The organism is Exiguobacterium sp. NPDC077395, from assembly GCF_050269125.1.
GTDB classification, from domain to species: Bacteria; Bacillota; Bacilli; order Exiguobacteriales; family Exiguobacteriaceae; genus Exiguobacterium; species Exiguobacterium aestuarii_A.
In genome coordinates, this window is record NZ_JBNNHU010000005.1 from 15,511 (window position 1) to 40,905 (window position 25,395).

The window sequence follows — 25,395 nt, forward strand, 5'->3', positions numbered from 1 at the left end:
ACCTCCTTTCGTCACGTTCTTCTTATTTATCGAGTGATTCGCCCGATTTCGCGACACGAACTTTTTTACCATCGACTACTTTGAAACCAACACGAGTTGGTTTGCCAGTTTTAGGGTCGAGTGGCATTACGTTCGAGACGTGAATTGGTGCTTCGATCTCAAGGATCCCGCCTTGTGGATTCGCTTGTGAAGGTTTTGAGTGTTTTTTCATCACGTTTACGCCTTCAACCACTACGCGGTTTTTGCTTGGCATAGCTTTGAGGATAACCCCTTGCTTGCCTTTATCTTTACCAGACATTACCTGGACTGTATCGCCTTTTTTAACATGCATCGTTTGCGCACCTCCTTATAGGATTGAAATTGGAAATTAAAGTACTTCCGGTGCCAACGAAACGATCTTCATGAATTCTTTTTCACGAAGTTCACGTGCAACTGGCCCGAAGATCCGTGTGCCGCGTGGGCTCTTGTCATCTTTGATAATGACTGCTGCGTTCTCATCGAAACGGATGTACGAACCATCTTTACGACGAGCGCCGCGTTTTGTACGAACGACAACTGCTCTGACAACGTCACCTTTTTTAACAACGCCACCTGGTGTTGCTTGTTTTACCGTAGCGACGATAACGTCACCGATGTTTGCAGTCTTACGACCAGAACCACCGAGAACCTTAATTGTCAACAGTTCACGCGCGCCAGAGTTGTCTGCTACTTTCAAGCGAGATTCTTGTTGAATCATGCGAGTGTACCTCCCTCCGGATGTTTAATAAATCCGAACTGTTATTAGATGATTACTGATTCTTCTACTACTGTTACAAGACGGAAACGTTTGTCTTTAGAAAGAGGACGTGTTTCCGCGATGCGAACGATATCGCCCACTTTAGCGACGTTGTTCTCATCGTGTGCTTTATATTTCTTCGTGTAGTTTACACGTTTGCCATAAAGTTTATGACGAACCTTTGTTTCTACTGCGACGACGATCGTTTTGTCCATTTTGTCAGACACGACGCGACCAGTGAACACTTTACGGTTGTTGCGTTCCATGAGTGTTACCTCCTCTCAAGAATCCGATGTAATTAGCCGTTGTTGATGCCGAGTTCGCGTTCACGAAGAATCGTTTTAGCACGCGCAATCGACTTGCGTACTTCACGGATACGAGCAGGATTCTCAAGCTGACCTGTAGCAAGTTGGAAGCGAAGGTTAAAGAGTTCTTCTTTCCACTCGCCCACTTTACCGTTGAGCTCTTCAGTTGTTGATTGACGGAGATCAGTTGCTTTCATTCGTATCACCACCATTTTCTTCACGTTTCACGAACTTACATTTTACTGGAAGTTTGTGCGATGCAAGACGAAGTGCCTCACGTGCCACTTCCTCAGATACACCTGCGATTTCGAACATTACTTTGCCAGGCTTAACTACAGCTACCCAGCCTTCTGGAGCACCTTTACCCGAACCCATTCGGACTTCGAGAGGCTTTTTAGTGTACGGCTTGTGTGGGAAGATCTTGATCCACACTTTACCACCACGTTTCATATAACGTGTCATTGCAATACGTGCTGATTCGATTTGACGGTTTGTAATCCAGCTCGCTTCGAGAGCTTGGAGACCGAACTCACCGAAGTGTACAGTTGTGCCGCGTTTAGCATTCCCGCGCATTTTACCACGGTGTACACGACGATATTTCACGCGTTTAGGTAACAACATAGTGTGTTGCCTCCTTCCTGAAAGAGTGTTTATTATTCAGCGTTTTTCGCTGTGTTGTTTTTTGTTGGAAGAACTTCACCGTGGTATAACCAAACTTTTACGCCGATTTTACCGTAAGTTGTGTCAGCTTCAGCTGTTCCGTAGTCGATGTCGGCACGGAGTGTGTGAAGTGGAACTGTTCCTTCCGAGTATTTCTCTGAACGAGCGATATCAGCGCCACCAAGACGACCAGAAACTTCTGTTTTGATCCCTTTGATGCCAGTACGCATCGAACGTTGAATTGATTGTTTCATTGCACGACGGAATGATACGCGACCTTCCAATTGACGAGCAATGTTTTCTGCTACAAGCTTCGCAACAGCGTCAGCGTTTTTCACTTCAACAACGTTGATGTGAACGCGTTTTCCGTCAGCGATTTTTGTAATGTGTTTACGGAGTGATTCGATTTCAGAACCACCTTTACCGATTACCATACCTGGCTTCGCAGTGTGAAGCGAAATGTTCACGCGGTTTGCAGCGCGTTCGATTTCAACTTTAGAAACACTAGCATCCTTCATTTTGTTTTCGATGTATTCACGAATAACGAAGTCTTCATGAAGGAGATCAGCGTAGTCTTTCTCAGCGTACCAACGCGAATCCCAGTCTTTGATAACACCAACGCGAAGACCGTGCGGATTTACCTTTTGACCCACTACATATCCCTCCTTATTTCTCAGTTACCACGATGTGGATGTGGCTTGTGCGTTTGTTAATACGGCTTGCGCGACCCATCGCACGTGGGCGGAAGCGTTTGAGTGTTGGACCTTCGTTTACGTAAGCTTCTGTTACAACGAGGTTCTCAATGTTCATATCGTAGTTGTGCTCTGCGTTAGCAATCGCTGATTTTAATACTTTTTCAACGACTGGCGATGCTGCCTTGTTCGTGTGAGCAAGGACAGAGAGCGCTTCGCCGACTTGTTTCCCGCGAATTAAGTCTACAACGAGACGTGCTTTGCGAGGAGCAAGACGGACCATATTAGCTGATGCTTTAGCTTGCATGGATTTGACCTCCCCTCAAATTACCGTTTCGTTTTCTTGTCTGATCCGTGACCTTTGTACGTGCGTGTTGGAGCGAATTCACCAAGTTTGTGACCAACCATGTCTTCTGTCACGAATACTGGTACGTGTTTACGACCATCGTGCACACCGAACGTGTGACCCATGAATTCTGGGAAGATCGTCGAGCGACGTGACCAAGTTTTGATGACTTGCTTCTCACCAGATTCGTTGAGTTTGTCAACTTTAGCGAGCAAGTGGTGATCTGCGAATGGACCTTTTTTTAAGCTGCGACCCATGTTAGAACCTCCCTTTGGAATGATTCGGGAACGGCCCTTTCGAACCGCCCGAGAATCATGTAGTAATTATTTCTTACGGCGACGAAGGATGTACATGTCGCTCGATTTGTTTTTCTTACGAGTCTTAAGACCAAGAGCTGGTTTACCCCAAGGAGTAAGTGGGCCCGAACGACCGATTGGCGCACGACCTTCACCACCACCGTGTGGGTGATCAACCGGGTTCATGACAGAACCACGTACTGTTGGGCGTTTGCCTAACCAACGTGAACGTCCTGCTTTACCGATGTTTACGAGTTCGTGTTCTTCGTTACCAACTGAACCGATTGTCGCGCGGCAAGTGCCGAGGAACAAGCGTGATTCACCTGATTGAAGACGAACGATGACGTACTTGCCGTCACGTCCTTGGATTTGTGCCGATGCACCAGCCGCACGAACAAGCTGACCGCCTTTACCAGGCTTAAGCTCGATGTTGTGGATTGTTGTACCGACAGGGATGTTTACGAGTGGAAGAGCGTTCCCCACTTTGATATCCGCTTCAGGACCAGACATGATTTCCATGCCTACTTTGATGCCCTTAGGAGCGAGGATGTAACGTTTCTCACCATCTACATAGTTGATGAGTGCGATGTTTGCTGAACGGTTTGGATCGTATTCGATCGTTGCTACGCGTCCTGCAACGCCATCTTTGTTACGTTTGAAATCGATGATACGGTATTTACGCTTGTGACCGCCACCTTGGTGACGAACAGTCAAGCGACCTTGGTTGTTACGTCCGCCTTTTTTCGAAAGCTTTTCAGTTAACGATTTTTCAGGGCGATTCGTTGTGATCTCTGCAAAGTCGAGAGATGTCATGTTACGACGACCGTTAGTGGTCGGCTTAAACTTTTTGATTGCCATCGAGGATTCCCTCCTTTTCTTCTAAGGTAGTTAATTAACCGAGGAAGTCGATTGTGTTGCCTTCTGCAAGAGTTACGATCGCTTTTTTACGGCGAGCTGTGTAACCAGCGTGACGACCGACACGTTTCGCTTTCGGTTTGTAGTTCATTGTGTTTACCGAAGCAACTTTCACATTGAAGATTGTTTCGATAGCGTGTTTCACTTGCGATTTAGTCGCTTTTACGTCGATTTCGAAAACGTATTTGTTAGCTTCCATGAGGCTAACTGAACGCTCAGTGATAATCGGACGTTTGATGATATCGTATGCTTGAGCCATTATGCAAGCACCTCCTCTACCTTCGCAACCGCATCTTTAGTGAAGATGACTTTGTCGTTAGCAACGAGGTCAAGAACGTTTACGCCTGCTGCGTCGATCACAGTCACTCCTGGGATGTTACGAGCTGCGAGAGCGATAGTCTCATTGTAGTCCGCTGTGACTACAAGAGCCTTACGTTCTACTGATAAGCTGTTGAGTACAGCAGCCATATCTTTTGTTTTTGGTGCATCGAAAGCAAGGCCTTCGAGGACGATGATTTCGTTGTTTTGTACTTTCGACGAAAGAGCCGAGAGAAGTGCTAAACGACGAACCTTCTTAGGAAGTTTGTAAGAGTATGAACGTGGTGTTGGACCGAAGACTGTACCACCACCAACCCATTGTGGTGAGCGGATAGAACCTTGGCGCGCACGACCAGTTCCCTTTTGTTTCCATGGTTTACGGCCGCCACCGCGTACTTCCGAGCGACCTTTCGTATCGTGAGTACCTTGACGGCGTGATGCTTGTTGCATGACGATTGCGTCGTAAAGTACTGATTCGTTTGGCTCGATTCCGAAGATGGCTTCTGCCAATTCGATTTCGCCAACTTGTGAACCTGTTTGGTTAAGCAAAGCTACTTTAGGCATTCGTAATTCCTCCTTTCCGTGCAGTTAATTAGTTACCTTTGACCGCTGATTTGATGATGACGTTCGATTTACGAGCGCCTGGGATAGCACCTTTCACGAGGAGAAGGCCGCGTTCCACATCAACTTTAACGATTTCAAGGTTTTGAATTGTTTTACGCTCTCCACCCATTTGACCAGGAAGAAGTTTCCCTTTGAATACGCGGTTAGGAGCGACAGGACCCATCGAACCAGGACGACGGTGGTAGCGCGAACCGTGAGCCATTGGTCCACGTGATTGTCCGTGACGCTTGATCGCACCTTGGAATCCTTTACCTTTCGATGTACCTGTAACGTCTACTAATTCACCTGCAGCGAAAATGTCTGCCTTAATCTCTTGACCGATTTCGTATCCTTCTACTGAAGTACGAACTTCTTTGATGAAGCGCTTAGGTGTCGCGTTTGCTTTCGCAGCGTGACCTTTTGATGGTTTGTTTTGACGTGATTCTTTGATGTCTCCGAAACCAAGTTGAACTGCTTCGTAACCGTCTGTATCAACTGTTTTAAGTTGAAGAACGACGTTACCTTCTACAGCAACTACTGTTACCGGTACAACTTCGCCTGCTTCGTTGAAGATTTGAGTCATACCAAGTTTTGTTCCTAAGATTCCTTTAGCCATGAGATACACCTCCTGTTAAATAATTAATTGTCTCTTCTGGCTAGTATCTACTATATGAAGAATTAAAGTTTGATTTCGATGTCTACACCTGATGGTAACTCGAGACGCATAAGCGAATCGACTGTTTTCGGTGTTGGGTTTACGATGTCGATCAAGCGTTTGTGTGTACGCATTTCGAACTGCTCACGAGCATCTTTGTACTTGTGAACCGCACGAAGGATCGTGTAAACCGATTTTTCAGTTGGGAGCGGGATTGGACCCGATACCTTTGCACCTGAACGCTTCGCAGTGTCAACGATCTTCTCAGCTGATTGATCGAGAACGCGATGGTCATATGCTTTTAAACGAATACGAATTTTTTCATTTGCCATGTTTGTTTCCCTCCTTTGTCGCCTATTTTAAAAATAGACAATTCTCCGCGGAAATTTCCACACCGGCCATGGCAATGCTGCCTGGCGTGTCATAACCTCCCGCTTCAACGCAGCGTGCTTGTGTCAGCAGAGGCATCCGATCATTGCGAATCAACGATTGGACCCGTTTTCTGCTGTAAAGTCTCTCACCACTCGCACAAACACTTAATCATTATATCTAATCTGGTCATGGAATGCAAGATTAGATTTTTGAAGTTGCTGGTTGTCTGATGAGTTGCTCAACGTTCCCTAATGTAACAAGATTCGCGAGCTTTTGCAAGAGAAAATTCATTCTTTTATTGAACTATTTTTCAAACGAAGTCCCATGTCAACTCGACCTAGCGTTTCATCATCTCTCCAAATCGCTCCGTTACCCCTTCTACGACCGATTGTGGGGCTCTTCTTAAACATGCATGAACAATTCCTTCATTTATATCGTGTGTCTCAAAATAGCGAGCCAGACGCGTCAGTTTATCCTCTCTACCGATGACTGTATAAAGGACAATCCATTCTTCGAGGTGCATCCAGTTCCCTTCTGCTTCTATATAAGGATGTGTATAGATGCCGTCAGTACACTTCATGCGAAAACTGGACATGACATCTACGTCGGTCCCCTCGAAAACATACTCCCCAAAGTACGTCGTCAAGTTCAAGTACGCCTCATGTGGTTCGGATGATTGTTTCTCTCCAGCACGACTCAAGATCTGGTCTAATCGTTCAAACTGATCGGGCTCTACGAAAACATCAATGTCATTCGTTTCGTCGACAATGCCATGATGCTTTAACAGTTGCGAACCGCCGATACGATATGCGATTCCATTCAAGCGACAAATCGTCTCCAATTGTTTCAACATGACGTCACTCCTTCCTCGTATGCTTCATCTTACCACGCTCATCCAGAAACACAAAAAAGCAGCCCGCATATTGCGGACTGCTTAAAGTTGTTCAGTTGAATCAATCGATTACTCGATGATTTCTGTTACTGAACCAGCACCTACAGTACGGCCACCCTCACGGATAGAGAAACGTGTACCGTCTTCGATCGCGATTGTAGAAATCAATTCGATCGTCAACTCGATGTTGTCTCCTGGCATTACCATTTCAGTACCTTCTGGAAGGTGAACGATACCTGTTACGTCAGTTGTACGGAAGTAGAACTGCGGGCGGTAGTTCGCGAAGAATGGCGTGTGACGGCCACCCTCTTCTTTAGAAAGAACGTAGATTGATGCTTTGAATTTTGAGTGTGGTGTGATTGAACCTGGCTTAGCAAGTACTTGTCCACGCTCGATGTCGTCACGTGATACACCACGGAGAAGTGCACCGATGTTGTCGCCAGCTTCAGCATAGTCAAGAAGCTTACGGAACATCTCTACACCAGTACATACAGTTTTCTTAGTTTCTTCTGTAAGACCAACGATTTCGATCTCGTCGTTGACGCGGAGAACACCACGCTCAACACGACCAGTCGCTACAGTACCACGACCAGTGATTGAGAATACGTCCTCAACAGGCATCATGAAGTCTTTGTCTGTGTCACGAACTGGTTCTGGGATGTACTCATCAACAGCGTTCATGAGTTCCATAACTTTTTCTTCCCACTGAGCTTCACCGTTAAGTGCGCCAAGTGCAGAACCTTTGATTACAGGGAGGTCGTCGCCTGGGAAGTCGTATTCAGAAAGAAGTTCACGGATTTCCATTTCAACGAGTTCGAGGAGCTCTTCGTCGTCTACCATGTCAACTTTGTTCATGAAGACTACGATGTAAGGAACACCTACTTGACGTGAAAGAAGGATGTGCTCACGTGTTTGTGGCATTGGGCCATCTGTTGCAGATACAACGAGGATCGCGCCGTCCATTTGAGCAGCACCAGTGATCATGTTTTTAACATAGTCAGCGTGTCCTGGGCAGTCAACGTGTGCGTAGTGACGCTTGTCAGTTTCGTACTCGATGTGAGCTGTTGCGATTGTGATACCGCGCTCGCGCTCTTCTGGAGCACCATCGATTTGGTCAAACTTAGTAGCTGTTTTACCTTGTGCACGTGAAAGTACAGCAGAGATTGCTGCAGTCAAAGTTGTTTTACCGTGGTCGACGTGGCCGATTGTACCAACGTTAACGTGCGGTTTAGAACGGTCGAATTTTTCTTTACCCATTCTAGATTCCTCCTCTATTAAACGATTAGTTTTTATTTAACTAGGAAGACGTAGGTTACTTTTAACATACGTCCTCCTTAGCTTACAACAATCAATCTAGCGATACAACCGTTATTAGCCGTTCGCTTTTTTGACGATTTCTTCAGCAATTGATTTCGGTACTTCTTCGTAGTGATCGAAGTGCATCGAGTACGTTCCACGTCCTTGTGTACGTGAACGAAGTGATGTTGCGTAACCGAACATTTCTGAAAGTGGAATCATCGCTTTAACGACTTGTGCGTTACCGCGAGCTTCCATACCTTCTACGCGTCCACGGCGTGACGTTACATCACCCATGATGTCACCCATGTATTCTTCAGGGATAACAACTTCAACACGCATCATTGGCTCAAGGATGACAGCTTTCGCTTGGTCCTTAAGTTGTTTAACCGCCATCGAAGCAGCAACTTTAAACGCCATCTCGTTCGAGTCGACATCGTGGTACGATCCGAATACGAGGCGAGCTTTAACGTCAACTACTGGGTAACCAGCGAGGATACCGTTTTCGAGAGCTTCTTCAATCCCGTTTTGAACAGCTGGGACGTATTCACGTGGTACAACACCACCGACGATCTTGTTCTCGAACTCGAATCCAGCGCCTTCTTCGTTCGGCTCGAATTCTACGACAACGTGACCGTACTGACCGCGTCCACCAGACTGACGAACGAATTTCGAATCGATCTTCGCAGCGCCACGGATTGTTTCACGGTAAGCAACTTGTGGTGCACCAACGTTAGCTTCTACTTTGAATTCGCGACGCATACGGTCAACGAGGATATCAAGGTGAAGCTCACCCATACCAGAGATGATCGTTTGACCAGTCTCAGGGTTTGTTTCAGTGCGGAATGTTGGATCTTCTTCTGCGAGTTTCGCAAGAGCTTGACCCATCTTATCTTGGTCTGCTTTCGATTTAGGCTCGATTGCAACCGAGATAACTGGTTCTGGGAACGTCATTGACTCGAGAACGATGTTATCTTTCTCTGTGCAAAGCGTGTCACCAGTAGTCGTGTCTTTGAAACCAACAGCAGCGGCGATGTCACCAGCGTATACCATTGGAATCTCTTCACGGCTGTTTGCGTGCATTTGAAGGATACGACCGAGACGCTCACGCTTCCCTTTAGTCGAGTTCTTCACGTATGATCCTGCTTCAGCTGTACCAGAGTACACGCGGAAGAACGTCAATTTACCGACGTAAGGGTCAGTCATAACTTTGAACGCAAGTGCTGAGAATGGAGCTTCGTCAGAAGGCTCACGCGTGATTTCTTCTTCTGTATCGAGGTTGATCCCTTTGATTGACTCAACATCAACTGGTGATGGGAGGTAATCAACAACGGCGTTAAGCATGAGCTGAACACCTTTGTTCTTGAAGGCAGAACCAACGAGTACAGGGTAGAATTCAACGCTAAGTGTCGCTTGACGGATTGCAGCTTTCAATTCATCGATTGAAATCTCTTCACCTTCAAGGTACTTCATCATCAACTCTTCGTTGAAGTCAGCAACACCTTCGATCAATTGACCGCGAAGTTCTTCAGCTTGGTCAGCCATGTCAGCTGGGAAGCCATCTGTTACTTCGATGTCAGTACCGAGGTCGTTGTTGTACATGTAAGTCTTCATTTCAACGAGATCGATGATCCCTTTGAAATCGTCCTCTGCTCCGATTGGGAGTTGGATCGCGTAAGCGTTCGCTTGAAGACGATCGTGGAGCGTCTTCACAGAGTACAAGAAGTCTGCGCCGATTTTATCCATCTTGTTGACGAATACGACACGTGGTACACCATATGTCGTCGCTTGACGCCATACAGTTTCAGTTTGTGGTTCTACACCTGACTGAGCGTCAAGTACAGCAACAGCACCATCAAGTACACGGAGTGAACGTTCAACTTCTACTGTGAAGTCTACGTGTCCAGGTGTATCGATGATGTTTACACGGTGGCCATTCCACTGTGCAGTTGTCGCAGCTGAAGTGATCGTGATTCCACGCTCTTGCTCCTGCTCCATCCAGTCCATTTGTGAAGCACCTTCGTGCGTTTCACCAATTTTGTGGATACGACCTGTGTAATAAAGAATACGTTCAGTTGTTGTCGTTTTACCGGCATCGATGTGAGCCATGATCCCGATGTTACGAGTATTCTTTAGGGAGAATTCTCTTGCCATACTGGGTATTCTCCTTCCGCATGTTTGATTTTCGTGTGCGCGCACACGATATGATTATACCCGAAAGCCACTCCGTTAAGCCATGCTTGGCGGAGTGGACTTTACGATTAAATTACCAACGATAGTGAGCAAACGCTTTGTTTGCTTCTGCCATCTTATGCATGTCTTCGCGTTTCTTAACAGACGCACCAGTGTTGTTGGCTGCATCCATGATTTCGTTCGCGATACGTTGCTCCATCGTTTTTTCGTTGCGGAGACGAGCGTAGTTCACGAGGTAACGAAGACCAAGTGTTGTACGGCGCTCTGGACGAACTTCAACAGGAACTTGGTAGTTAGCTCCACCTACACGGCGTGCTTTAACTTCAAGTACAGGCATGATGTTGTTCATTGCTTCTTCGAACACTTCCATAGGCTCTTTGCCTGAGCGTTCAGCGATGATGCCAAATGCGTTGTAAATGATAGTTTGAGCTGTACCTTTTTTACCGTCTAACATGACACGGTTAATGAGGCGAGTTACCAATTTCGAGTTGTAGATCGGATCTGCGATAACGTCACGACGTTCTGCACGGTTTTTACGCATCCGAGTACCCTCCTTTCAAAATTTCAATTGTATTTTAGTTGGCGAGAATTACTTCTTCGCAGCTTTCGGACGCTTCGTACCGTATTTAGAACGGCCTTGCATACGTCCATCAACACCTGCAGTGTCAAGCGCACCACGAACGATGTGGTAACGTACCCCTGGTAAGTCTTTTACACGTCCTCCACGGATAAGAACAACGCTGTGCTCTTGAAGGTTGTGGCCAATACCTGGAATGTACGCAGTCACTTCGATTTGGTTAGTCAAACGAACACGAGCATACTTACGAAGCGCCGAGTTCGGTTTCTTCGGAGTCATTGTACCAACACGTGTACAAACACCACGTTTTTGTGGTGAGCTCACGTTTGTTTGTGACTTGATGAAACTGTTGTAACCTTTGTTAAGTGCTGGAGAGTCAGATTTAACGACTTTCGATTTACGTCCTTTACGGACTAACTGGTTAATAGTAGGCATCTTTGAAGATCCTCCCTTCCTGAATGTTGCTATTTTCTAGTCCCACCGACCCGGGTGGTTCATTTAAGGTCATAACGAAACGCTTTTACGAGGCGTAGGCATTCCATGACCTCGCAAAAACGTGAGTTATACCTTGAAAGTGGCAATTGTAGCAGCCAAACCTTCCCGTAGAAAGTTCGGATGGACGTCCAAGTAGCTTGCCGACTGCTGGACATCGTTGTCATCGACAACAACCGATTGGCGGCACTAAATCATAGTAGCACCGCCAACCTGCGCTGTCAAGACGTATTTTACTCGACGGTTGTATCTTCGAGTGCAACTGGCACCTCATCTTCTTTAAGTTCGACATCGCGGTAGACAGCCATTCCAGTACCAGCTGGAACGAGTTTACCGATGATGACGTTCTCTTTGAGTCCGAGGAGATAGTCGCGTTTCCCTTTGATTGCCGCATCTGTCAAGACACGAGTCGTTTCTTGGAACGAAGCCGCTGAGAGGAACGAATCTGTCTCAAGTGATGCTTTTGTGATCCCGAGAAGGACTGGTTTTGCAGTCGCTGGGTGTTTTCCGTCACGAATCGCATCTTTACACGCTTCTTTGAAGACGCTGATGTCGACAAGTGAACCTGGGAGAAGTGGTGTGTCACCAGACTCGATGACTTTGACACGACGAAGCATTTGGCGAACCATAACCTCAACGTGCTTATCACCAATTTCTACCCCTTGCATCCGGTATACTTTTTGAACTTCTTGGAGAAGATAGTTCTGAACACCAGATACACCACGGACGGCGAGCAATTCTTTCGGATCGATCGAACCTTCCGTGAAGACTTCACCGGCTTCTACTGTATCGCCGATTTGAACACGGAGACGCGCTCCGAATGGAATCGTGTAAGAACGTGTTTCACTGAATCCTTCGACCGTGAGTTCACGCTTGTCACGCGATTCCGTGAAGTCGATGACCGTACCAGAGATTTCCGAGATGACCGCTTGACCTTTCGGGTTACGGGCTTCGAATACCTCTTGGATACGTGGAAGACCTTGTGTGATATCGTCTCCGGCAACCCCACCTGTGTGGAAGGTACGCATTGTAAGCTGCGTTCCTGGCTCACCGATAGATTGTGCGGCGATGATACCGACGGCTTCCCCGACTTCAACGTTTGATCCAGTAGCCAAGTTACGTCCGTAACACTTCTTACATACGCCGTGTGACGTGTTACATGTGAAGGCTGTACGGATTTCTACTTGCTCGACACCTGCATCAACGATGACGCGTGCGATGTCTTCTGTGATCAATTCGTTCTTATCAACTAACACTTCGCCCGTTTCAGGGTGTGTGACCGTTTCAAACGATGTACGTCCGACGAGACGGTCGTACAAGTTTTCGATTTCTTCCGTACCTTCGCGGAGTGCAGAAACGCGGATCCCGCGGTCTGTTCCACAATCTTCTTCACGGATGATGACATCTTGTGCAACGTCAACGAGACGACGCGTCAAGTAACCTGAGTCGGCTGTCTTCAAGGCTGTATCGGCAAGACCTTTACGAGCCCCGTGAGTCGAGATGAAGTACTCTTGAACCGTCAGACCTTCACGGAACGACGATTTGATTGGAAGTTCGATGATGCGACCAGATGGAGCGGCCATCAAACCACGCATACCCGCAAGCTGCGTAAAGTTAGATGCGTTACCACGGGCACCAGAATCAGACATCATGAAGATCGGGTTCAAGCGGTTGAGGGATTTCATCAATCGAGATTGAATTTCATCCTTCGCTTCGTTCCAAGCACGTACAACGCGCTCGTAACGCTCATCTTCTGTGATGAGACCACGACGGAACGACTTCATGATTTGGTCGACTTGTTTTTGTGCCTCATCCAAGATTTCCTGTTTATCAGGAAGTACGATGATGTCGGCGATCCCAACTGTCACACCGGCTTTCGTCGAGTGTTTGAAGCCGAGATCTTTCATGCGGTCAAGCATGCGGCTTGTTTCAGTCGTTTCAAACTTCTGGAACACTTCCGCGATGACTTTTCCAAGGAATCCTTTTTTGAACGGGTCGATAATTGGACGTGATGCGATTTCTTCCGCAACGTTCGCCCCTTTGTCGATGAAGTACTTATCAGGAGTTGCTTCCTGCAAGTTTTCCATTGTCGGCTCGTTCAAGTATGGGAATGTGTTTGGCAAGATCTCGTTGAAGATCATCTTACCAACAGTCGTAATGAGCAATTTCTCGTTCTGTTCGTCTGTGAACGTCGGGTTGTTGAGCGTACGTGCCGGAAGTGCCACACGCGAGTGCAAGTGGACATATCCGTTTTGGTAAGCGATCAACGCCTCGTTGACGTTCGAGAACACTTTCCCTTGACCGACGGCATCTTCACGTTCGAGTGAGATGTAGTAGTTACCGAGGACCATATCCTGCGATGGTGTAACAACCGGTTTTCCGTCTTTCGGGTTCAAGATGTTCTGTGCAGCGAGCATGAGAAGACGTGCTTCCGCTTGTGCTTCTGCAGAAAGCGGAACGTGGACGGCCATTTGGTCACCATCGAAGTCGGCGTTATAAGCCGTACATACGAGTGGGTGAAGGCGAATCGCACGACCTTCAACAAGAATCGGTTCGAATGCTTGAATACCAAGACGGTGAAGTGTCGGGGCACGGTTCAAGAGAACCGGATGCTCACGGATAACTTCTTCAAGGACGCCCCAGATTTCAGGTTGCATCTTCTCGATTTTGCGTTTTGCGTTCTTGATGTTCGAAGCGATGCCGCGACCGACAAGCTCTTTCATCACGAACGGTTTGAAGAGCTCAAGTGCCATCTCTTTTGGAAGACCACACTGATACATCTTCAAGTTCGGTCCGACGACGATAACCGAACGTCCTGAGTAGTCGACCCGTTTACCAAGAAGGTTTTGACGGAAGCGACCTTGTTTCCCTTTCAACATGTGTGAAAGTGATTTGAGCGGACGGTTACCAGGACCTGTTACCGGACGACCACGACGACCGTTGTCGATGAGGGCGTCAACCGCTTCTTGAAGCATACGCTTCTCGTTTTGCACGATGATGTTCGGCGCGCCGAGGTCGAGCAAACGTTTGAGACGGTTGTTACGGTTGATGACTCGACGATACAAGTCGTTCAAGTCAGATGTCGCAAAGCGTCCACCGTCGAGCTGTACCATTGGGCGAAGCTCTGGTGGGATGACAGGAAGTACTTCAAGGATCATCCAATCCGGATTGTTCCCTGACGTGAAGAACGCATCGAGAACTTCCAAACGCTTGATCGCACGTGTACGACGTTGACCTTGGACAGTTTTCAACTCTTCACGAAGCTCGCTCACTTCTTTTTCAAGATTGACGTCTTGAAGGAGTGTACGGATGGCTTCAGCACCCATGTCTGCTTTGAAGTCACTACCGTATTTTTCACGATAGAGACGGAATTCTTTTTCCGAGAGAAGTTGTTTCTTCTCAAGCGGTGTATCACCTGGCTCTGTGACCACGTAAGAAGCGAAGTAAATCACTTCTTCGAGTGCACGTGGTGACATATCGAGAACAAGCCCCATGCGGCTTGGAATCCCTTTGAAGTACCAGATGTGCGAAACTGGTGCCGCGAGCTCGATATGGCCCATTCGCTCGCGACGCACTTTCGCTTTCGTCACTTCAACGCCACAGCGGTCACAAATGACTCCTTTATAACGGATACGTTTGTACTTCCCGCAGTAACATTCCCAGTCTTTCGTAGGACCGAAGATTCGTTCACAGAATAATCCGTCCTTCTCTGGTTTAAGTGTACGATAGTTGATCGTTTCCGGCTTTTTGACTTCACCGTAAGACCACGAACGGATCTTCTCTGATGAAGCCAAGCCGATTTTCATATATTCAAATCGATTAACATCTACCAAGGGGCCGACCTCCCTTTTCGCCTTATTCCTCTTCCGTAACAGTCGGTTGAACGACTTGTTCTAACGCCGATGTTGCGTTCGGGATGTTGTCGTCATCTTCATCTTTCATTTCGACTTCTTCATCATCCGCTGACATCATCTTGACTTCCATACCGAGCGCTTGAAGCTCTTTGATCAAGACGCGGAATGATTCAGGAACGCCCGCTTTCGGAACGCTCTCGCCTTTCACGATGGCCTCGTATGCTTTCACACGACCAACCGTGTCATCCGACTTGATTGTCAAGATTTCTTGGAGCGTGTAGGCTGCGCCGTACGCTTCAAGAGCCCAAACTTCCATCTCCCCGAAGCGCTGACCACCGAACTGTGCTTTACCACCGAGCGGTTGTTGCGTAACGAGTGAGTATGGTCCAGTCGAACGAGCGTGAAGTTTGTCATCAACCATGTGCGCGAGTTTGATCATGTACATGACACCGACAGAGACACGGTTATCGAACGGTTCACCCGTACGACCGTCATAGAGACGCGTCTTCGCATCTTTATCCATACCAGCCTCTTCAATCGTTGCCCATACGTCTTCCTCACGCGCTCCATCGAATACAGGTGTCGCCACTTTGATGCCGAGCTTCTTCGCCGCCATCCCTAAGTGAAGTTCAAGCACCTGACCGATGTTCATACGAGATGGTACCCCAAGCGGGTTGAGCATGATGTCAACCGGTGTACCGTCTGGCATGTATGGCATATCTTCTTCAGGGAGGATCCGCGAGATAACACCTTTGTTACCGTGACGTCCCGCCATCTTATCCCCTTCGTGAATCTTACGTTTTTGAACGATGTAGACACGTACCATCTGGTTGACGCCTGGAGACAACTCGTCGCCGTTTTCACGGTCGAACACTTTGACATCCAAGATGATTCCGTCTCCACCGTTTGGTACACGAAGTGACGTATCACGTACTTCACGTGCCTTCTCACCGAAGATTGCGTGCAAGAGACGCTCTTCCGCCGTCAATTCTGTAACTCCCTTAGGTGTTACTTTACCGACGAGGATATCGCCATCTTTAACTTCAGCTCCGATGCGGATAATTCCACGATCGTCCAAGTTACGAAGTGCGTCATCTCCGACGTTTGGAATATCACGTGTGATTTCCTCTGGTCCGAGTTTCGTGTCACGTGACTCCGACTCGTACTCTTCGATATGAATCGATGTGTACACGTCATCTTTCACGAGACGCTCACTCATGATGATCGCATCCTCATAGTTGTAACCATCCCAAGTCATGAAGGCAACGACGACGTTACGGCCGAGCGCGAGCTCACCCATATCCATCGACGGACCGTCTGCAAGGATTTCTCCTTTTTCGACACGGTCGCCAGCTGCGATGATTGGTTTTTGGTTGTAGCATGTCCCTTGGTTAGAACGGACATATTTTTGAAGTTTGTAGCGGTCTAAATCACCTGAAACCTCAGAACCGTTAACGTCAGACGTACGACGGATCAAAATTTCACGCGCTGTGACACGCTCAACGACACCTGGGTATTTCGCAACGATTGCTGCCCCAGAGTCTTTCGCAGACACGTACTCCATTCCAGTACCGACAATCGGTGAATCTGGTTGGAGAAGCGGTACTGCTTGACGTTGCATGTTCGCTCCCATGAGGGCACGGTTCGAGTCATCGTTCTCAAGGAATGGGATACATGCTGTTGCGGCAGAAACAACCTGTTTCGGCGAAACGTCCATGTAATCGACTCGGCTTGGCTCAACTGACAAGTTTTGTCCGCGGAAACGGCAAAGAACTTGTTCGTCTGCAAAGTGACCGTCTTCTGTGAGCGGCATGTTCGCCTGTGCGACGACATAGAGGTCTTCCTCATCAGCCGTCATATATTGGATATCGCCAGTGACAAGACCTGTTTCCGGGTCAACGCGACGATACGGTGCTTCGATGAAACCGTACTCGTTCACTTTCGCATAAGACGAGAGTGAGTTGATGAGTCCGATGTTCGGTCCCTCTGGTGTTTCGATTGGACACATCCGACCGTAGTGCGAATAGTGAACGTCTCGAACTTCGAAACCAGCACGCTCACGTGTCAAACCACCCGGTCCAAGTGCAGAGAGACGACGTTTGTGCGTCAACTCAGCGAGCGGGTTCGTCTGGTCCATGAACTGTGACAATTGCGAGCTACCGAAGAACTCTTTCAGTGATGCGATAACCGGGCGAATGTTGATAAGCGCCTGCGGTGTGATCGCGTTTTGATCTTGAATCGACATACGTTCTTTTACAACACGTTCCATACGAGAAAGCCCGATACGGAATTGGTTTTGGAGAAGTTCTCCGACTGAACGAAGACGACGGTTTCCTAAGTGGTCGATGTCATCTGTTGTTCCGACTTCGTGAAGTAAGTTGAAGAAGTAGTTGATTGAAGCGATAATATCAGCCGGCGTAATATGTTTAATACTACGGTCGATATTGCCATTTCCGATGATGTTCAAGACACGCTCTCCATCTGGGTCATCTGGTGAGATGACTTTGATTGATTGAAGACCGAACGGTTCACCTTCAGCGACACCACCAGTTGGTTCCGCATCGACATAACCGAGGCCGCTCTCCAAGTGTGGGAGGATACGATCTAAGTTGCGGCGATCGAGGACTGTTCCAGCTTCAGCGAGTACTTCGCCTGTTTCTGGGTCCACGAGCGTTTCCGCCAATTTTTGACCGAACAAACGGTTCTTAAGATGAAGCTTTTTGTTCATCTTGTAGCGACCGACGTTCGCTAAGTCATAACGTTTCGGGTCGAAGAAACGTGACACGAGAAGTGATTTCGCATTTTCTACCGTTGGTGGTTCACCAGGGCGGAGACGCTCATAAATCTCGATCAACGCTTTTTCTGTAGACTCTGTATTATCTTTTTCAAGGGTGTTACGAAGGTATTCGTCATCCCCGAGAAGGTCGATAATCTCTTGGTCCGTACCGAATCCGAGGGCACGCAACAACACCGTTACCGGGATTTTACGGGTACGGTCGATACGAACATAAACGATATCTTTGGCATCTGTCTCGAGTTCGAGCCAAGCACCACGGTTCGGGATGACGGTTGCGCCAAATCCACGTTTACCGTTTTTATCGAGTTTAGCGTTATAGTACACGCTCGGTGAACGGACAAGCTGGGAAACGATGACGCGTTCTGCACCATTAATGATAAACGTTCCCGATTCTGTCATGAGCGGGAAATCACCCATGAATACTTCTTGTTCCTTAAGCTCACCTGTCTCTTTGTTTTGGAGACGTACTTTTACGCGAAGTGGCGCAGAATAAGTAACGTCGCGCTCCTTCGATTCATCGATTGAATACTTCGGCTCACTGAGCGAGTAATCGATGAACTCCAATACGAGGTTTCCTGTGAAGTCGGAAATCGGTGAAATGTCCGTGAACATTTCCTTCAATCCTTCACGCAAGAACCACTCATAAGAAGCAGTTTGAATTTCAATCAAATTCGGAAGCTCTAATACCTCACTGATACGGGCAAAGCTTCTTCTCTGACGGTGACGACCGTACTGAACAAGTTGACCAGTCAACTGATTCACCTCTCAGACCCCCAATTCTTTAGCGAATTTTTCGGGCGTAGTAATCGAACATTGTCATTGAATGTCGCTCGTTTTCCGTCTCTAAAAAGCAGCAGACACGGCAGTTTCAAGCGAATTCCATTCCAATGGCATTTTATAATGTTAGCATATACGTTATAGCGAGTCAACAAGACTTCACCGTTTGTCAAGACCGAATTGCTCGGAAAATAAAGTAACCTTTTTCTTTCGCAATCGTTTCGACTTGACCAAACACCTCTTCTAATAACTTCTTAGCAGAAGGCGCTCCTTGTTTTTTCTGAATGACGACATAGATTGCTCCTCCATCGACCAAATGCGCATGTGCTTCACGCAAGATCGTATGGACGACTTGTTTCCCCGCACGAATCGGCGGATTGGTGACAATGGCGGCAAACCGTTCTCCCCCCACCGCGTCATACGCGTGAGAAAGTCGTGTTTCGACCGTCACTCCATTACGGGCGGCGTTTTGCTCAGAGAGCGCCAGCGCACGCTCATTCACATCGATGAGCAAGGCTTCACGCCCAGAGGCATCGGCAAGCGAGATCCCCATCGGACCATAGCCGCAGCCTACATCTAAAATACGTCCTGAGACATCAGGCACTTCAAACGACTCAATTAAAAGACGCGACCCAAAATCGACTGATCCTTTCGAGAACACACCGCGGTCCGAAGTGAAATGATACTGTTTCCCTCGCAACTCGTACGTCCATGTCTCCGGGGCACTTTCCGAACGTGGATCGTTCGTATAGTAATGATCTCCCATGCGTTGAACCTCCTAACCCTTTCTTCAAGGAAATAAAAGAAGCTCGCCATGGCGAGCTTCTATAGGTTGTGAAGTTGAATTACTTAACTTCAACAGATGCGCCAGCTTCTTCAAGCTTAGCTTTGATTGACTCAGCGTCTTCTTTAGAAACGCCTTCTTTGACTGGAGCTGGAGTTCCGTCAACGAGTGCTTTTGCTTCTTTAAGGCCGAGACCTGTGATTTCACGAACAGCTTTGATGACGTTGATTTTACCAGCGCCAGCGTTTGTGAGTACTACGTCGAATTCAGTTTTCTCTTCAGCTGCTGCGCCTGCGCCAGCACCTGCAACTGCTACTGGAGCTGCTGCTGATACGCCGAATTCTTCTTCGATTGTTTTTACGAGTTCGTTAAGTTCGAGAACCGTCATTGATTTGAGGTCTTCGATGAATTGCTCTTTGTTGAAAGCCATTATGGTTTTCCTCCTTTGATGTTGTGAAAAAGTTTTTTGAGTTACGCTACGCGACAAAAATTAAGCTGATTGCTCTTCTTTTTGTTCTGCGATTGCGTTTGTTGCGACTGCGAGCCCACGGATTGGAGCTTGAAGTACGCTGAGAAGCATCGAGAGAAGACCATCGCGTGATGGAAGTTCTGCAAGGGCTTTGATTTCTTCGAGTGAAGTCACTTTGCCTTCGATGATTCCGCCTTTGAGTTCGAGCGCTTTGTGCTCTTTCGAGAAGTCGTTCAAGATCTTCGCTGGAGCAACAACGTCTTCGTTAGAGAAGGCGATTGCTGTAGGACCAGTGAAGACTTCGTCAAGACCTTCGAAGTTCGACTGAGTAGCTGCGCGGCGAAGAAGACCGTTCTTGTAAACTTTGAACTCGATTCCAGCGTCACGGAGTGATTTACGGAGTGTAGTCACTTCTTCAACTGTAAGTCCACGGTAGTCAACAACAACTGTTCCAACGCTCGCTTGCATTTTCTCAGCGATTTCATCGACGAGTGCCGATTTCTGAGCTACGATTTTTTCGTTTGCCATGTGTTTGCACCTCCTAGTCAATTCTTATACCGGACGAGAGGCTGCTCTCCAAAAGAAATCCCTCGTATGAAGACATACGAGGGCGTAATTGTTTGAAAGTAAACCTGTGACAACAGGCTCAAGTTCGAGCAAAGACACCTCGGAAGGGTTTACGGACCGATGTCCACCTTCTGTCTACGGTAATCCAACATATTCGGTTGAACGTGTATTACTTTAACAGCGGCGTCACACGTTGTCAACAATTTATTTCAACAAGATTACTTAAGGAAATCCGCAGTCGCTACACGGATCCCAGGACCCATTGTAGATGAAAGCGCGATGTTTTTAAGGTAAGTTCCTTTTGCAGTAGCAGGCTTCACTTTCATGAGTGTTTCGAGGATTGTCTCGATGTTCTCAGTAAGTTTAGATGCTTCAAATGATTTCTTACCAACTGGAACGTGGATGTTACCAGCTTTATCAACACGGTATTCAACTTTACCAGCTTTGATATCCGCGATTGCTTTTTCTACGTCAAAAGTAACTGTTCCTGTTTTCGGGTTAGGCATGAGGCCTTTAGGTCCGAGAACACGACCAAGTTTACCAACTTCACCCATCATGTCAGGTGTCGCAACGATTACATCGAAGTCGAACCATCCTTGTTGGATTTTGTTGATGTACTCAGCGTCGCCAACGTAGTCTGCGCCAGCAGCTTCCGCTTCTTTCACTTTCTCACCTTTTGCGAAGACGAGAACTTTTTGTGTTTTACCAGTACCGTGTGGAAGTACAACGGCACCACGGATTTGTTGGTCTGCTTTCTTCGGATCTACGCCGAGACGGACAGCAACTTCGATTGTTTCATCGAATTTAGCAGTAGCTGTTTTTTGAACGAGCTCGACAGCTTCAGCGAGGTCGTATGACTTCGTGCGGTCAACAAGCTTAGCTGCTTCTTGGTGTTTTTTACCCATGATCTTTTCCTCCTTGTGGTTAGCGGAATTTCCTCCCACATAATGAAGGGATTGAAGGTGAGCAGTATTCACCGACAACCCCAGAGACTAACAATTAGTCTTCGATTACAATACCCATACTACGTGCAGTACCTTCAACCATAAGCATCGCTGTTTCTACAGATGATGCGTTAAGGTCAGGCATTTTAAGTTCAGCGATTTCGCGAACTTTGTCACGCTTAACCGTTGCTACTTTCTTACGGTTTGGTTCACCAGAACCACTCTCGATACCAGCAGCTTTCTTCAAGAGAACTGCAGCTGGTGGAGTTTTCGTAATAAATGTAAACGAACGATCTTCGTATACCGTGATGACTACAGGAATAATCAATCCGGCTTGGTCTTGTGTACGAGCGTTGAACTCTTTACAGAATCCCATGATGTTAACACCTGCTTGACCAAGTGCTGGACCTACTGGTGGTGCTGGGTTAGCTTTACCAGCTGGGATTTGAAGTTTAACGAGTTTAGAAACTTTTTTCGCCACGAGACACACCTCCTTAAGTCTAAAATGTGGTTTCTTGGACGTTGTGCGCCCTCCCACTCAATCTATTAGGTCGAGTTTGTACCGAAATATAGCACAACATCAAACATTTTCGATTGTACCATCCGTTCCACGGATTAGCAAGTGGGTTTAGTTAATTTTCTGAACTTGTTCGAAATCAAGCTCAATTTTTGTTTCGCGACCGAACATGTCGACCACGACTTTGAGCTTCTCTTTGTCGGCTTCAATCTCGTCGATTGTCCCCTCAAAGTTCTCGAACGCGCCTTCTTTCACGCGGACAAGGTCACCGAGCTCGTAGTTGTAACGATCTTTCTTCTCGATGAGTCCCATTTGTGACAAGACGTTTGTCACTTCGTCCGGTTGGAGCGGGATCGGTTTTGCACCGCCGCCCGTTGAACCGAGGAAGCCGGTGACGTTAGGCGTGTTGCGGACAACATACCATGAATCGTCAGTCATGACCATCTCTACGAACACATAGCCCGGGAAACTTTTGACTTCACGCTCTTTAATTTTCTTTTCGCCACTCTTTAATGTGACTTCTTCTTGCGTCGTTTCAGTCGGGACGAGGACGCGGAAAATTTTATCTTCCATGTTCATCGAACCGATTCGACGTTCTAGGTTTTCTTTGACGTTATTCTCAAAACCTGAGTACGTCTGGACAACAAACCATTGTTTCTCCACGGCTTTCACCTCTTCCTTAGTTAATCAATAAATTGACGAGATAGCTGACTCCAGTATCTACGCCGAACACGAACAGGCCAATCACGACAACAGTCGCGATGACGGTAACGGTATATTTCGTGAGTTCTTTACGAGTTGGCCAACTCGTTTTTTTCAACTCTTTCCATACGTCGCGCAAAAAGTTCATGGTAGCTTCCTCCTACATTGAATGCCAATCTACGTTACTTTGATTCTCGATGCATCGTATGCGCGTTACAGCGGCGACAAAACTTTTTCATTTCAAGCCGTGTCGACACACCATCTTTTTTTGTCGTCGAATACTCCCGAGACCCGCATTCTGAGCAAGCGAGACTTACTTTCTTTGCCATTCATAAGCGCCCCTTTCGACTACTCCCTTTTAAAAAAGAGCGAAAAAAAAACGCCTCCTGTAAATGGCGTCTACGGACAAGGCGCTGCTTTTAAAGTATCACATAGGAGGCACGCGGTCAATAATCGGTTAGCTCGTAAGCATCCGGACGTCGACATGACGTTCGAATTTCTTCTTCACACGCTGTAACGCATTATCAATCGATTTGACATGACGGTCGAGGTCGTCTGAAATCTCTTGATAAGAACGTCCGTCTAAATAAAGACGCAACACTTTCCGTTCGAGATCACTCAAAATCTCATCCATCTTCGCTTCCATAAACGTCTGTTCTTCTTGTGTCACGATGAGTTCTTGTGGATCCGTCGGATGTGGTGGCAAAATGACGTCGAGTAACGTCCGGTCGGATTCCTCGTCGAAAATCGGTTTATCGAGTGACACATATGAGTTGAGCGGAATATGCTTTTGACGCGTCGCCGTCTTGATTGCCGTGATCATCTGACGTGTGATGCACATCTCGGCAAAACTTTTGAACGAGGCGAGTCGCTCGTCTTTATAGTCCCGCACCCCTTTATAAAGACCGATCATGCCCTCTTGGACGATGTCCTCATGATCTGCACCAATCAAGAAATAAGAACGTGCTTTCGCGCGTACAAAATACCGGTATCGTTCAATCAAAAACTCGAGCGCGTCGCTATCCCCTTCGTTGCGCGCCAATAAGACCAACTCTTCGTCTGACATTTTTTCAAACTGTTCGTACGGCCATCCGTTCATGCTCGTTACCCCCCGGCGATTGATCCTGAACTATGTAAGGTTTTGTCCCATTATAGGACCCCTACTCCTATGCGTCAAACAAATTTCTAAAAATTCCGTCAATTAAATGCTGTGTAACTCATATATGTAATAGTATACAACATTCCTTTGCAAAAAAATGTCAAAATCGAAACAAAGACGAGTCCATTTCATGAACTCGTCCGTGATTTCAATCACCTTTTGATTTACGACGTCGCATTTCTTCAAATCGTTCTTGAATATGCGGAGGAATATCGATCGTTTTTCGATTCGATTGTTCCTTCTCTAACGAGAGGCGTTGTTGCTCAATCAGTGTTTTGGCATGCTTCCAATCTTTTAATAACTCGGTCGCGGGAACACGTAAGGCACCTTGGCCGAAAATGACCCACTGCTCGGTGAAATCGTTCGTCGCGACGAATAGTGTGACGAGTCGGTTATCCACCAGTTCGTGCGCTCGCCGCTCAATCCACTCGTCTGCCGTCTCGTTCTCTTTCGTATAGACGACATCGACACGACTTCGTTTTTCTTTCGATTCACGACCGTAACGCATATGGGCATCAAAGACGACGGTGACTTCTTTCCCTGATACGGCCTGATATTCCGCCATCGCTTCAATTAACAAATTGCGCGCTTGATCAAAATCCATATCGCGCAAACTTCTCAAATGTGGCCACGCCCCGATGATGTTATATCCGTCGACAAGAAGGAGCTCGCGTTTTTGGATACTCATGCTAACGGGTTACGTGAGCGATGCACTTCATACAGAAGGAGTGCCGCTGCAACAGATGCATTGAGTGACGTGACATGACCAACCATTGGTAAATGAACGAGGAAGTCGCATGATTCACGCACGAGACGGCTCATTCCTTTTCCTTCACTTCCGATGACCACGACAAGTGGCATATTCCCATCCAATCGACGATAGTCCTGACTCTCTTTCGCATCGGTCCCGACGACCCATAGTCCTTTTTCTTTCAATTCTTCGAGTGTCCGCGTCAAATTCGTCACGCGCGCAACCGGGATATGTTCAATCGCCCCAGTCGACGCTTTGGCGACCGTTTGAGTCAAACCGACCGAGCGGCGTTTCGGGATGATGATTCCATGTGCGCCGACAGCATCCGAGGTCCGTAAAATGGAACCGAGGTTATGTGGGTCCTCGAGTTCATCTAGCAAAATAAAGAGCGGTGTCTCTTCTTTTGAAGCGGCGAGTGCGAACATGTCCTCGATGGTTTTATATTCATAGGCCGCGACGGCTGCCACGACACCCTGATGATGTTCACTACCAGCCATCTTCTCAAGCTTTGTTTTCGGTACGAATGACACTTGGACGGATGCTTCATTCGCCATCGCGATGATTTGAGCGAGCGGGCCTTTTTGTTGCCCTTCCATGATAAATACTTTGTTCATGTCGCGACCGCTTCGAAGTGCTTCGAGTACAGGGTTTCGCCCGTAAAGGAAATCAATCCCTTCCTCCATCACG

At 47.4% G+C, this 25,395-nt stretch carries 31 protein-coding genes and 1 other annotated feature; all 31 genes read right to left on the reverse strand.

Annotated elements, in window-relative coordinates; translation table 11 throughout:
• Positions 1-22: 22 nt before the first annotated feature.
• Positions 23-331: a 50S ribosomal protein L24 gene (rplX, locus tag ACQKD4_RS14085; protein ID WP_074032448.1), complete on the reverse strand. Its 309-nt coding sequence runs from the start codon at positions 329-331 to the stop codon at positions 23-25.
• 36 nt (positions 332-367) lie between these two features.
• Entirely contained in the window at positions 368-736 is a 369-nt protein-coding gene (rplN, locus tag ACQKD4_RS14090) for a 50S ribosomal protein L14 (RefSeq protein ID WP_026824839.1), read from the reverse strand.
• A 44-nt stretch (positions 737-780) separates the two neighbouring features.
• Positions 781-1,041, reverse strand: a complete 261-nt coding sequence (gene rpsQ / locus ACQKD4_RS14095; protein WP_012727668.1) for a 30S ribosomal protein S17 — start codon at positions 1,039-1,041, stop codon at positions 781-783.
• A 32-nt stretch (positions 1,042-1,073) separates the two neighbouring features.
• Positions 1,074-1,277, reverse strand: coding sequence for a 50S ribosomal protein L29 (gene rpmC / locus ACQKD4_RS14100; protein ID WP_012727669.1), 204 nt, complete (start codon positions 1,275-1,277; stop codon positions 1,074-1,076).
• Positions 1,264-1,701, reverse strand: a complete 438-nt coding sequence (gene rplP, locus ACQKD4_RS14105; RefSeq protein ID WP_012727670.1) for a 50S ribosomal protein L16 — start codon at positions 1,699-1,701, stop codon at positions 1,264-1,266. The genes rpmC and rplP overlap by 14 nt, the downstream gene beginning before the upstream one ends.
• A 32-nt stretch (positions 1,702-1,733) precedes the next feature.
• The gene (rpsC, locus tag ACQKD4_RS14110) at positions 1,734-2,393 is read right to left on the reverse strand and encodes a 30S ribosomal protein S3 (protein ID WP_012727671.1); all 660 of its coding nucleotides are present in this window, start codon (positions 2,391-2,393) and stop codon (positions 1,734-1,736) included.
• A gap of 13 nt (positions 2,394-2,406) precedes the next feature.
• Entirely contained in the window at positions 2,407-2,739 is a 333-nt protein-coding gene (rplV, locus tag ACQKD4_RS14115; RefSeq protein WP_012727672.1) for a 50S ribosomal protein L22, read from the reverse strand.
• Between the two features lie 20 nt (positions 2,740-2,759).
• Positions 2,760-3,035: a 30S ribosomal protein S19 gene (gene rpsS, locus ACQKD4_RS14120; RefSeq protein ID WP_012727673.1), complete on the reverse strand. Its 276-nt coding sequence runs from the start codon at positions 3,033-3,035 to the stop codon at positions 2,760-2,762.
• A gap of 66 nt (positions 3,036-3,101) precedes the next feature.
• Positions 3,102-3,932, reverse strand: a complete 831-nt coding sequence (gene rplB / locus ACQKD4_RS14125) for a 50S ribosomal protein L2 (protein ID WP_012727674.1) — start codon at positions 3,930-3,932, stop codon at positions 3,102-3,104.
• A 34-nt stretch (positions 3,933-3,966) separates the two neighbouring features.
• The gene (rplW, locus tag ACQKD4_RS14130; protein ID WP_026824834.1) at positions 3,967-4,248 is read right to left on the reverse strand and encodes a 50S ribosomal protein L23; all 282 of its coding nucleotides are present in this window, start codon (positions 4,246-4,248) and stop codon (positions 3,967-3,969) included.
• A complete protein-coding gene (gene rplD / locus ACQKD4_RS14135; RefSeq protein WP_012727676.1) occupies positions 4,248-4,871 on the reverse strand; it encodes a 50S ribosomal protein L4 in 624 nt (207 codons plus the stop codon). The genes rplW and rplD overlap by 1 nt, the downstream gene beginning before the upstream one ends.
• Positions 4,872-4,899: 28 nt before the next feature.
• The gene (rplC, locus tag ACQKD4_RS14140; RefSeq protein ID WP_074032441.1) at positions 4,900-5,526 is read right to left on the reverse strand and encodes a 50S ribosomal protein L3; all 627 of its coding nucleotides are present in this window, start codon (positions 5,524-5,526) and stop codon (positions 4,900-4,902) included.
• Positions 5,527-5,588: 62 nt separating this feature from the next.
• Complete coding sequence (gene rpsJ / locus ACQKD4_RS14145) at positions 5,589-5,897, reverse strand: 30S ribosomal protein S10 (protein WP_074032438.1); 309 nt, start codon at positions 5,895-5,897, stop codon at positions 5,589-5,591.
• Between the two features lie 377 nt (positions 5,898-6,274).
• Positions 6,275-6,790, reverse strand: coding sequence for a hypothetical protein (locus tag ACQKD4_RS14150; RefSeq protein ID WP_427373803.1), 516 nt, complete (start codon positions 6,788-6,790; stop codon positions 6,275-6,277).
• A gap of 108 nt (positions 6,791-6,898) precedes the next feature.
• The gene (gene tuf, locus ACQKD4_RS14155; RefSeq protein WP_214697124.1) at positions 6,899-8,086 is read right to left on the reverse strand and encodes an elongation factor Tu; all 1,188 of its coding nucleotides are present in this window, start codon (positions 8,084-8,086) and stop codon (positions 6,899-6,901) included.
• Between the two features lie 114 nt (positions 8,087-8,200).
• Positions 8,201-10,279, reverse strand: a complete 2,079-nt coding sequence (gene fusA / locus ACQKD4_RS14160) for an elongation factor G (RefSeq protein WP_214697122.1) — start codon at positions 10,277-10,279, stop codon at positions 8,201-8,203.
• Positions 10,280-10,391: 112 nt separating this feature from the next.
• A complete protein-coding gene (rpsG, locus tag ACQKD4_RS14165) occupies positions 10,392-10,859 on the reverse strand; it encodes a 30S ribosomal protein S7 (RefSeq protein WP_012727682.1) in 468 nt (155 codons plus the stop codon).
• A 48-nt stretch (positions 10,860-10,907) separates the two neighbouring features.
• Complete coding sequence (gene rpsL, locus ACQKD4_RS14170) at positions 10,908-11,330, reverse strand: 30S ribosomal protein S12 (RefSeq protein WP_012727683.1); 423 nt, start codon at positions 11,328-11,330, stop codon at positions 10,908-10,910.
• 290 nt (positions 11,331-11,620) lie between these two features.
• The gene (gene rpoC / locus ACQKD4_RS14175) at positions 11,621-15,220 is read right to left on the reverse strand and encodes a DNA-directed RNA polymerase subunit beta' (RefSeq protein ID WP_427373804.1); all 3,600 of its coding nucleotides are present in this window, start codon (positions 15,218-15,220) and stop codon (positions 11,621-11,623) included.
• A gap of 22 nt (positions 15,221-15,242) precedes the next feature.
• Entirely contained in the window at positions 15,243-18,791 is a 3,549-nt protein-coding gene (gene rpoB, locus ACQKD4_RS14180; protein ID WP_214697140.1) for a DNA-directed RNA polymerase subunit beta, read from the reverse strand.
• Positions 18,792-18,984: 193 nt separating this feature from the next.
• Positions 18,985-19,581: a class I SAM-dependent methyltransferase gene (locus ACQKD4_RS14185; RefSeq protein WP_074032423.1), complete on the reverse strand. Its 597-nt coding sequence runs from the start codon at positions 19,579-19,581 to the stop codon at positions 18,985-18,987.
• A 79-nt stretch (positions 19,582-19,660) separates the two neighbouring features.
• Entirely contained in the window at positions 19,661-20,029 is a 369-nt protein-coding gene (gene rplL / locus ACQKD4_RS14190) for a 50S ribosomal protein L7/L12 (RefSeq protein WP_074032420.1), read from the reverse strand.
• 60 nt (positions 20,030-20,089) lie between these two features.
• Positions 20,090-20,596, reverse strand: a complete 507-nt coding sequence (rplJ, locus tag ACQKD4_RS14195; RefSeq protein ID WP_214697119.1) for a 50S ribosomal protein L10 — start codon at positions 20,594-20,596, stop codon at positions 20,090-20,092.
• Positions 20,597-20,640: 44 nt separating this feature from the next.
• Positions 20,641-20,794: a sequence feature (ribosomal protein L10 leader region), on the reverse strand.
• A 59-nt stretch (positions 20,795-20,853) separates the two neighbouring features.
• Positions 20,854-21,540 (reverse strand): 50S ribosomal protein L1, encoded by a 687-nt coding sequence (rplA, locus tag ACQKD4_RS14200; RefSeq protein WP_074032415.1) that lies wholly within the window; start codon positions 21,538-21,540, stop codon positions 20,854-20,856.
• Between the two features lie 94 nt (positions 21,541-21,634).
• Positions 21,635-22,060 carry a 50S ribosomal protein L11 gene (gene rplK, locus ACQKD4_RS14205; protein ID WP_012727690.1) on the reverse strand — a complete coding sequence of 142 codons (426 nt, stop codon included), beginning with the start codon at positions 22,058-22,060 and terminating at the stop codon, positions 21,635-21,637.
• A 147-nt stretch (positions 22,061-22,207) separates the two neighbouring features.
• Positions 22,208-22,759, reverse strand: coding sequence for a transcription termination/antitermination protein NusG (gene nusG, locus ACQKD4_RS14210; protein ID WP_012727691.1), 552 nt, complete (start codon positions 22,757-22,759; stop codon positions 22,208-22,210).
• A gap of 16 nt (positions 22,760-22,775) precedes the next feature.
• Complete coding sequence (gene secE / locus ACQKD4_RS14215) at positions 22,776-22,946, reverse strand: preprotein translocase subunit SecE (protein ID WP_074032412.1); 171 nt, start codon at positions 22,944-22,946, stop codon at positions 22,776-22,778.
• A gap of 34 nt (positions 22,947-22,980) precedes the next feature.
• Positions 22,981-23,127, reverse strand: a complete 147-nt coding sequence (gene rpmG, locus ACQKD4_RS14220) for a 50S ribosomal protein L33 (protein WP_026824819.1) — start codon at positions 23,125-23,127, stop codon at positions 22,981-22,983.
• 128 nt (positions 23,128-23,255) lie between these two features.
• A complete protein-coding gene (gene sigH / locus ACQKD4_RS14225) occupies positions 23,256-23,897 on the reverse strand; it encodes an RNA polymerase sporulation sigma factor SigH (protein ID WP_031421852.1) in 642 nt (213 codons plus the stop codon).
• Positions 23,898-24,105: 208 nt separating this feature from the next.
• Positions 24,106-24,645 carry an NYN domain-containing protein gene (locus tag ACQKD4_RS14230; protein WP_214761567.1) on the reverse strand — a complete coding sequence of 180 codons (540 nt, stop codon included), beginning with the start codon at positions 24,643-24,645 and terminating at the stop codon, positions 24,106-24,108.
• On the reverse strand, positions 24,642-25,391 hold the full coding sequence (rlmB, locus tag ACQKD4_RS14235) for a 23S rRNA (guanosine(2251)-2'-O)-methyltransferase RlmB (protein WP_427373806.1): 750 nt from the start codon (positions 25,389-25,391) through the stop codon (positions 24,642-24,644). Before rlmB ends, ACQKD4_RS14230 begins: the two co-directional genes overlap by 4 nt.
• Between the last annotated feature and the right edge of the window lie 4 nt (positions 25,392-25,395).

What these genes read in the sequence shown, in the direction of transcription:
- ACQKD4_RS14150 (WP_427373803.1), bottom strand. Translation starts at nt 6,790, where the DNA reads ATGTTGAAACAATTGGAGACGATTTGTCGCTTGAATGGAATCGCATAT.
- sigH (WP_031421852.1), bottom strand. Translation starts at nt 23,897, where the DNA reads ATGAACGGATGGCCGTACGAACAGTTTGAAAAAATGTCAGACGAAGAG.
- rpsQ (WP_012727668.1), bottom strand. Translation starts at nt 1,041, where the DNA reads ATGGAACGCAACAACCGTAAAGTGTTCACTGGTCGCGTCGTGTCTGAC.
- rplD (WP_012727676.1), bottom strand. Translation starts at nt 4,871, where the DNA reads ATGCCTAAAGTAGCTTTGCTTAACCAAACAGGTTCACAAGTTGGCGAA.
- rplW (WP_026824834.1), bottom strand. Translation starts at nt 4,248, where the DNA reads ATGGCTCAAGCATACGATATCATCAAACGTCCGATTATCACTGAGCGT.
- rplX (WP_074032448.1), bottom strand. Translation starts at nt 331, where the DNA reads ATGCATGTTAAAAAAGGCGATACAGTCCAGGTAATGTCTGGTAAAGAT.
- rpmC (WP_012727669.1), bottom strand. Translation starts at nt 1,277, where the DNA reads ATGAAAGCAACTGATCTCCGTCAATCAACAACTGAAGAGCTCAACGGT.
- rplB (WP_012727674.1), bottom strand. Translation starts at nt 3,932, where the DNA reads ATGGCAATCAAAAAGTTTAAGCCGACCACTAACGGTCGTCGTAACATG.
- rplL (WP_074032420.1), bottom strand. Translation starts at nt 20,029, where the DNA reads ATGGCTTTCAACAAAGAGCAATTCATCGAAGACCTCAAATCAATGACG.
- rpmG (WP_026824819.1), bottom strand. Translation starts at nt 23,127, where the DNA reads ATGGCAAAGAAAGTAAGTCTCGCTTGCTCAGAATGCGGGTCTCGGGAG.
- rplN (WP_026824839.1), bottom strand. Translation starts at nt 736, where the DNA reads ATGATTCAACAAGAATCTCGCTTGAAAGTAGCAGACAACTCTGGCGCG.
- rplC (WP_074032441.1), bottom strand. Translation starts at nt 5,526, where the DNA reads ATGGCTAAAGGAATCTTAGGAACAAAACTTGGTATGACTCAAATCTTC.
- rpsG (WP_012727682.1), bottom strand. Translation starts at nt 10,859, where the DNA reads ATGCGTAAAAACCGTGCAGAACGTCGTGACGTTATCGCAGATCCGATC.
- rplV (WP_012727672.1), bottom strand. Translation starts at nt 2,739, where the DNA reads ATGCAAGCTAAAGCATCAGCTAATATGGTCCGTCTTGCTCCTCGCAAA.
- fusA (WP_214697122.1), bottom strand. Translation starts at nt 10,279, where the DNA reads ATGGCAAGAGAATTCTCCCTAAAGAATACTCGTAACATCGGGATCATG.
- ACQKD4_RS14230 (WP_214761567.1), bottom strand. Translation starts at nt 24,645, where the DNA reads ATGAGTATCCAAAAACGCGAGCTCCTTCTTGTCGACGGATATAACATC.
- rpsS (WP_012727673.1), bottom strand. Translation starts at nt 3,035, where the DNA reads ATGGGTCGCAGCTTAAAAAAAGGTCCATTCGCAGATCACCACTTGCTC.
- rpsL (WP_012727683.1), bottom strand. Translation starts at nt 11,330, where the DNA reads ATGCCTACTATTAACCAGTTAGTCCGTAAAGGACGTAAATCGAAAGTC.
- tuf (WP_214697124.1), bottom strand. Translation starts at nt 8,086, where the DNA reads ATGGGTAAAGAAAAATTCGACCGTTCTAAACCGCACGTTAACGTTGGT.
- rplA (WP_074032415.1), bottom strand. Translation starts at nt 21,540, where the DNA reads ATGGGTAAAAAACACCAAGAAGCAGCTAAGCTTGTTGACCGCACGAAG.
- ACQKD4_RS14185 (WP_074032423.1), bottom strand. Translation starts at nt 19,581, where the DNA reads ATGGGAGATCATTACTATACGAACGATCCACGTTCGGAAAGTGCCCCG.
- rlmB (WP_427373806.1), bottom strand. Translation starts at nt 25,391, where the DNA reads ATGGAGGAAGGGATTGATTTCCTTTACGGGCGAAACCCTGTACTCGAA.
- secE (WP_074032412.1), bottom strand. Translation starts at nt 22,946, where the DNA reads ATGAACTTTTTGCGCGACGTATGGAAAGAGTTGAAAAAAACGAGTTGG.
- rplJ (WP_214697119.1), bottom strand. Translation starts at nt 20,596, where the DNA reads ATGGCAAACGAAAAAATCGTAGCTCAGAAATCGGCACTCGTCGATGAA.
- rpsJ (WP_074032438.1), bottom strand. Translation starts at nt 5,897, where the DNA reads ATGGCAAATGAAAAAATTCGTATTCGTTTAAAAGCATATGACCATCGC.
- rplP (WP_012727670.1), bottom strand. Translation starts at nt 1,701, where the DNA reads ATGTTGTTACCTAAACGCGTGAAATATCGTCGTGTACACCGTGGTAAA.